Source organism: Mycobacterium sp. E136, from assembly GCF_001666865.1.
Taxonomy (GTDB): Bacteria; Actinomycetota; Actinomycetes; order Mycobacteriales; family Mycobacteriaceae; genus Mycobacterium.
Genome location: NZ_LZJE01000119.1, coordinates 1 through 6,363, shown reverse-complemented (window position 1 = coordinate 6,363; position 6,363 = coordinate 1). Strand labels below are relative to the sequence as shown.

Genomic DNA, 6,363 nt, shown 5'->3' with positions numbered 1-6,363 from the left:
CCGATGCCGTAGATCTCGTCCTGGGTGCCGTCGGACTTGTTGACGATCTGCTTCCAAAAACCGACGATCTCGCCCTGCTTGTCGTCGATGATCACCTTTTGGTACTCGTACACCCAGTTTTCGAGGCCCTCCATCTCGAGACCCAGGGCGACGTCGCGGATTTCGTCCTTACCGACGCACATCACGTCTTCCTTGGGCCCGATGTTCCAGCCGTAGGTCGCGTCATCGGTGTAGAAGTCCGCCAACGGCTTCCAGTCACCGTTGCGTTCGGCTTCCCGATTGGTCTCCAGCCATTGCTCGACCCATTTCTCGAGCGCTTCGCGGGGTAAAGACGGCATTGTCAATCTCCTATTTCTCGGATGGCCAGTGCCTGGGTTGGGCACATGTCGACGGCGTTTTGAATTTCGTCGCGGGCGTCGTCGGGCGGTTCTGCGTCGAGGATCTCGACCTTTCCGCGCTTGGGCACCCTGAAGTAATCGGGCGCCTCGAGCTCACACATCGCGTGGCCCTGACACAGGTCAAGGTCTACTTCGACTCTGTAGCAACCCATTTCGAATCCCTACCTGGTCCGCCTGCGGTACCGGGCTTTAGCCGGCCGTTGCAACTGCACCACCATCTTCGAATGGTCGTTGCGGTAACTGTCGGCGGGCTGGGCCATCTCGAACTCGTACTCGCGCAACAGCACCGAGAAGATCGCCTTGATCTGCATCTGGGCAAACGCCGCGCCGACGCAGCGATGCCTGCCCGCGCCGAACGGAATCCACGTCCACCGGTTGGCGATGTCGGCCTGCTCGGGTTTGTTGTAGCGATCCGGGTTGAACGCATCGGGTTCGGGGAAGTCCTCGGGGATCCGGTTGCTGATCGCCGGCGAGGCCGCCACGAAGTCGCCCTTGTGAATGGGGAACCCGGCCACCTCGAACTCACCCTGCGCCACCCGCATCAGGATGATCAGCGGCGGGTGCAGCCGCAGCGTCTCCTTGACCACGTTGTCCAGCAACGGGATTTGGCGCAGCGCGTGGAAGCTCACCTCCTGGCCGTCGGCGTAGAGCTCATCGAGCTCGGCCTGCACCTTCGCGTAGATCTCGCGGTGGCGGATCAACTCGATCAGCGTCCACGCCGAGGTCCCCGAACTGGTGTGGTGCCCGGCGAACATCAGCGAGATGAACATGCCGGTGACCTCGTCGGCCGAGAATCGCGGGTTGCCCTCTTCGTCCGTGATCGACACCAGCACGTCGAGCATGTCGCGGTCGGACTTGTCCTTCGGCGGATTGGCCAACCGCTGATTCATGATCTCCTGCACCAGCCCAACGAGTTTCACCCTCGCTTCGTCACGGCGACGGAAACTCTCGATCGGCAGGTACGGGTCGACGTAGCACAGCGGGTCGGTCCCGCGCTCGAGGTCGTGGTAGTACTCGGCGAACCGGTGGTCGAGCTGGTTACGGAACTTGAGTCCGATCAGGCACGCCGTCGAGGTGTAGATCGTCAGCTCGGCGAAGAAGTCGAGTAGTTCGATCTCGCCCTCGTCGCCCCAGTCGGCGATCATCTTTTTGACTTCGCCCTCGATGGTGGTCGCGTGGCCCTTCATGTGCTCACCGCGCAGCGCCGAGTTGTGCAGCATCTCCTTGCGGCGCTCGGGGCTGGCGTCGAAGACCACGCCCTTCCCGAAGATCGGCGTCATGAAGGGATAGGCCTCGGCCTGGTCGAGATCCTCGTCGGCCGAACGGAAGAAGAACTCGTTGGCCTCGGCGCCGGAGAGCAGGATGACGTGCTTGTCCACCAACTGGAACCAGCCGACATCGCCACATTCCTCCCGGACCCGCTTCATCAGACCGATCGGATCGGTGCGGAACTCCTCGAGGTGCCCGTGTTCTTCTTCGCCGCCGGAAACCCGGGGCACGATCGCGGTCGTCATGACTTCAAGTTCTCCTCGTTCAGCTTCAGCTGCTGGCGTTCTGCGGGCGCACTGGTCAACGGGGCTTCGGGCTGAAGCTCCATGTTCGCGATGAACCCGCCGCGCGGGGTCTCGGCCACGAAGGCGATGGCGCGGGCAAGGTCGGCGGCCCGCAGGAAGTAGTCGTGTCGGGCCTGGCCCCACTTCGCCCAATCCTCGAGGGCCGGGCCGATCTTCTCGGCGGGCAGGCTCCAACCCATGCTGGTCTTGGTGGGTCCGGGGTGCACGATCGAGGCGCGAACACCGGTGCCTTCCAACTCCATCTGGAAGTTGTGGACCATGGCCAGCAGCGCCGCCTTGGCCGCGCCGTAGGCGCCCATGTGCGGCCGCTGGCGCAGCGCCACATCGGATCCCACGAAAATCAGGTCACCGCGCTGGCGTTCGAGCATGCCGGGCAGCACCGCAGCCGCCAACCGGTTGGCGCCGACCAGGTGGATCTGCAGCTGCGACTCGAACTCGTCGGTGGTGATCTCGGCGAGCTTGCCGAAGTAGGTGTCGCCGGCGCCCGCCACCAACACCTCGACGTCGCCGAGCGCCTCGACCGATTGCGCGACGAAGGTTTTCACCGAGTTGGGATCGGTGACGTCGAGGTGAAACCCGACAGCCTCGCCGCCGTCGGCGTTGATCTTGCCGACGATGTCTTCGAGCTTCTCGACGCGGCGAGCGCCGAGTGCAACGGGAAAGCCGCGCGCGGCCATCTCGATCGCCGTCGCCTCGCCGATTCCGGAGGAGGCGCCCGCAACGATGGCGGGGCGCCGTTCGGGCAGGGGGTCGAACCGGGGCATCAGACAGTCTCCACAGTGATCGGAAGGTGAGCGAATCCGCGGACATTGCTCGAATGGACGCGGACGGCGTTGGCCTCGTCCACCTCGTATCCGCGGATTCGCTTGAACAACTCGGTCAGCGCGACCCTTGCCTCCATACGCGCCAGGTGCGCGCCGAGGCAGAAGTGGGCACCACTACCGAAACTCATGAGCTTGGAGCCGATTTCGCGACCGATCACGAATCGGTCGGGATCGTCGAACACCCGCTCGTCGCGGTGAGCCGATCCGGGTAGCAAGAGCAGGACGTCACCGTCGGGGATGGTGGTGTCGTACAACGTCAGCTCACCCGCGACGGTCCGCGCGAGGATCTGGCTGGAGGTGTCGTAGCGCAGCGTCTCCTCGACCCACAGCGGCACCCGATCCAGGTCGGCGTAGACGGGCGTCAGCTGGTCCGGGTTCTTGTGACCCCAGAACGCCGCGTTCGCAAGCAGTTTCGTTGTGGTCTCGTTACCGGCGATCACCATCAGGAACATGAAGCCGAGGATCTCGTCGTCGGTGAGCCGATCACCGTCGATCTCGGCCTCGAGCAACGCGGTGGTCAGGTCGTCGGTGGGCTTCTTACGGCGCTCGGCCACCATGCCCTGGTAATAGACGATCAAGTTGATCGACGCCTCGACGGCCGAGGGCGGCACATCGGTGACGCCTTCGTCCCGGTGCATCACGCCGTCGGCCCAGGCGCGTACCTGCGTGCGATCGGCTTCGGGCACACCCATCAGTTCCGAGATGACGTCCATCGGAAGCTTTCCGGCGAACTCGTCGACGTAGTCGACTGTTTCGTCCGAACGCGCTTTCTCCAACATGGTGTCGAGGTGCTGCACCGCGATCTCGGTGACCCGCGGCTCCAGCTCCCGAATTCGCCGCGGCGTGAAGCCCTTCGACACCAAGGTGCGCAGCCTCAGATGGTCCGGGTCGTCCATCGCGAGGAAGGACATGGTCTTCGACGCGTGTGGTCCGCGCGACGCCGGATCCAGGGACACCCCGAACTTGTTCGACAACGTGGTGCTGTTGCGAAAGCCCTGCAGGACATCCTGGTGCCGCGACAACGCCCAGAAGCCGAGCTCGTCGTTGCGGTACAGCGGCGCCTCGTCGCGCAACCGCTTGTAGTACGGATACGGATCCTCGTGGAAGTCGTAGTCGTAAGGGTCAAGCACGATTTCGCTGATGGTCACTACTCGTCTCCGGCGCTTTGGTTCATTGATTCTCTCCGAGAATGAGGCCGACGACATAGCTGAGCCGGTCGGCGATTTGGTGATAGGTGAAGACCCCGCTGCCCGCGTTGACCAGCGCTCCGAAGAACGTCATCTCCAGCGCGGCCAAGGCGCGCGGGTCGGCCTCCGGACCCATGGCCGACCGAATACGGCGGTGGATCTCGGCGCCGATGCGGTCGCGCACCGCACGCACCGCCGCATCGCTGCTACTGAGAAGCGCAGTCGTGCACGCCGCGGCGACCTCCGGTTCGTCGGCGACCATCAGCGCCATGGCGCGCAACGTCTTCTCGACGCGGGCGACCCTGTTCTCGTTCACGTCGGTGAAGTACGGGACTTGACGCATCAGGTCCAGGTACACCTCGGCGATCAGATGGTTCTTCGACGAGAAGTAGGTGTACGCGGTGGCGGGCGCGACCTTGGCTCTGGCGGCCACGGCACGCACGGTCAGATCGGCATACGAGGACTCGCGCAGCATCTCCACGCCGGCGCCGAGCACCTTGCGGAACGTCTCCTCCTGACGGCGGTTCCGCGGTGTTTCGCCGGTACTGTCAGGCGCCGAGCCTGTGACCGCAACCACGGGTTCGCTGGACACCTGTCCAAGTTATCGGACCATCGTCACGATCCGCAAGTACGCAGCTAGAAAACCCTATGCTTGCCAGTCGCCATGCCAGGGGACTATCGTTCGGTCCATCAATTCGGACAGTTGTCCAGCAATGGTGAACGGAGACGGCATGGCGGTGCTGGCGAATCGGGAAAGTCTGCTGCTGATCGACGGCAAGCTCGTCGCGGGCGGCGGCGGGTCGTTCGAGACCGTCAACCCCGCCACCGAGGAAGTGCTTGGCGTCGCGGCCGACGCCACAGCCGACGACATGGGCCGCGCGATCGAAGCGGCCCGCCGGGCGTTCGACGAAACCGACTGGTCGACCAACACTGAGCTGCGGGTGCGTTGCCTGCGCCAGCTGCAAGCGGTGCTCAAGGAGCACATCGAAGAGCTGCGCGACATCACGATCGCCGAGGTCGGCGCGCCCCGGATGTTGACATCGGCGGCCCAGCTGGAGGGCCCGGTCGAGGACCTGAGCTTCTGCGCCGACACCGCCGAGTCCTACCAGTGGATCACTGATCTGGGGGAAGCGTCGCCGATGGGCATCAAGACCCGTCGCCGCATCGCCCGTGAGGCAGTCGGTGTCGTCGGCGCCATCACACCGTGGAACTTCCCGCACCAGATCAACCTGGCCAAGCTCGGCCCGGCGTTGGCCGCGGGCAACACCATCGTGCTCAAGCCGGCGCCGGACACCCCGTGGTGCGCGGCCGCCGTCGGGGAGCTGATCGCCGAGCACACCGACATCCCCCCGGGTGTCGTCAACATCATCACCTCCAGCGACCACGGGGTCGGCGCGCTGTTGTCGAAAGACCCTCGGGTGGACATGGTTTCGTTCACCGGGTCGACGGCCACCGGGCGCAGTGTGATGGCCGACGGTGCCGCCACGATCAAGAAGGTTTTCCTCGAACTCGGCGGTAAGTCGGCGTTCCTGGTGCTTGACGACGCCGATCTCGCCGGTGCCTGTTCGATGTCGGCGTTCACCGCGTCGATGCACGCGGGGCAGGGCTGCGCCATCACCACCCGCCTGGTGGTGCCGCGCGCCCGCTACGACGAGGCGGTCGAGGCCGCCGCGGCGACGATGGGCGGGCTGAGGCCGGGCGACCCCCAGGACGCCGGAACCATCTGTGGCCCACTCATTTCCGCCCGCCAGCGCGACCGTGTCCAGGGTTACCTCGACTCGGCGATCGATGAGGGCGGGAAGTTCGCCGTCGGTGGCGGCAGGCCGGCCGACCGGGACGCGGGATTCTTCATCGAACCCACTGTGATCGCGGGACTCGACAACAGAGCCAAGGTTTCGCGTGAGGAGATCTTCGGGCCGGTGCTGACGGTGATCGCTCACGACGGCGACGACGACGCCGTCCGCATCGCCAACGATTCGGCCTACGGCCTTTCCGGCACCGTGTTCTCGGCCGACGAAGAACGCGCGAACCGGGTCGCGGCGCGGATGCGTGTCGGCACCGTCAACATCAACGGCGGCGTCTGGTACTCGGCGGACATGCCCTTCGGCGGATACAAGCAGTCCGGAATCGGTCGGGAGATGGGGCTGGCCGGATTCGAGGAATACCTGGAGATCAAGGCGATCGCCACGGCGGTTTGACCCCGCCGAACGTGGATTACCAGCACGCGGAAGTGCGCGAGAACGTGCATCGATGCCACGCTCGGCAGAGGAGAGGATAGGTATATGGGGCAGTTCAACGACAAGGTGGCGATCGTCACCGGCGCCGGCGGCGGCATCGGACAGGCGTACGCCGAGGCGTTGGCCCGCGAGGGCGCCGCCGT

At 65.0% G+C, this 6,363-nt stretch carries 8 protein-coding genes; 2 read left to right on the top strand and 6 right to left on the bottom strand.

Annotated features, from left to right (window positions below):
* From A5698_RS08435 to A5698_RS08410, 6 genes are all read right to left on the bottom strand, one after another.
* Nucleotides 1–338, bottom strand: a 338-nt coding sequence (locus A5698_RS08435; RefSeq protein WP_197506711.1) for a nuclear transport factor 2 family protein, incomplete at its 3' end; no start/stop codon positions are given.
* 2 nt (nt 339–340) lie between these two features.
* The gene (gene fdx, locus A5698_RS08430; protein WP_067080699.1) at nt 341–550 is read right to left on the bottom strand and encodes a ferredoxin Fdx; all 210 of its coding nucleotides are present in this window, start codon (nt 548–550) and stop codon (nt 341–343) included.
* 9 nt (nt 551–559) lie between these two features.
* Nucleotides 560–1,912, bottom strand: a complete 1,353-nt coding sequence (gene cyp51 / locus A5698_RS08425) for a lanosterol 14-alpha demethylase (protein WP_068295522.1) — start codon at nt 1,910–1,912, stop codon at nt 560–562.
* Nucleotides 1,909–2,736 carry an SDR family oxidoreductase gene (locus A5698_RS08420; protein ID WP_068295520.1) on the bottom strand — a complete coding sequence of 276 codons (828 nt, stop codon included), beginning with the start codon at nt 2,734–2,736 and terminating at the stop codon, nt 1,909–1,911. The genes cyp51 and A5698_RS08420 overlap by 4 nt, the downstream gene beginning before the upstream one ends.
* On the bottom strand, nt 2,736–3,944 hold the full coding sequence (locus tag A5698_RS08415; RefSeq protein ID WP_068295518.1) for a cytochrome P450: 1,209 nt from the start codon (nt 3,942–3,944) through the stop codon (nt 2,736–2,738). Before A5698_RS08415 ends, A5698_RS08420 begins: the two co-directional genes overlap by 1 nt.
* A gap of 22 nt (nt 3,945–3,966) precedes the next feature.
* Entirely contained in the window at nt 3,967–4,560 is a 594-nt protein-coding gene (locus tag A5698_RS08410; RefSeq protein WP_502688891.1) for a TetR/AcrR family transcriptional regulator, read from the bottom strand.
* 154 nt (nt 4,561–4,714) lie between these two features.
* Between A5698_RS08410 and A5698_RS08405 the strand changes: the two genes are divergently transcribed.
* Complete coding sequence (locus A5698_RS08405) at nt 4,715–6,181, top strand: aldehyde dehydrogenase (RefSeq protein ID WP_068295524.1); 1,467 nt, start codon at nt 4,715–4,717, stop codon at nt 6,179–6,181.
* A gap of 84 nt (nt 6,182–6,265) precedes the next feature.
* A partial coding sequence (locus A5698_RS28525; RefSeq protein ID WP_156670657.1) for an SDR family NAD(P)-dependent oxidoreductase occupies nt 6,266–6,363 on the top strand: 98 nt, incomplete at its 3' end.

What these genes read in the sequence shown, in the direction of transcription:
- fdx (WP_067080699.1), bottom strand. Translation starts at nt 550, where the DNA reads ATGGGTTGCTACAGAGTCGAAGTAGACCTTGACCTGTGTCAGGGCCAC.
- cyp51 (WP_068295522.1), bottom strand. Translation starts at nt 1,912, where the DNA reads ATGACGACCGCGATCGTGCCCCGGGTTTCCGGCGGCGAAGAAGAACAC.
- A5698_RS08420 (WP_068295520.1), bottom strand. Translation starts at nt 2,736, where the DNA reads ATGCCCCGGTTCGACCCCCTGCCCGAACGGCGCCCCGCCATCGTTGCG.
- A5698_RS08405 (WP_068295524.1), top strand. Translation starts at nt 4,715, where the DNA reads ATGGCGGTGCTGGCGAATCGGGAAAGTCTGCTGCTGATCGACGGCAAG.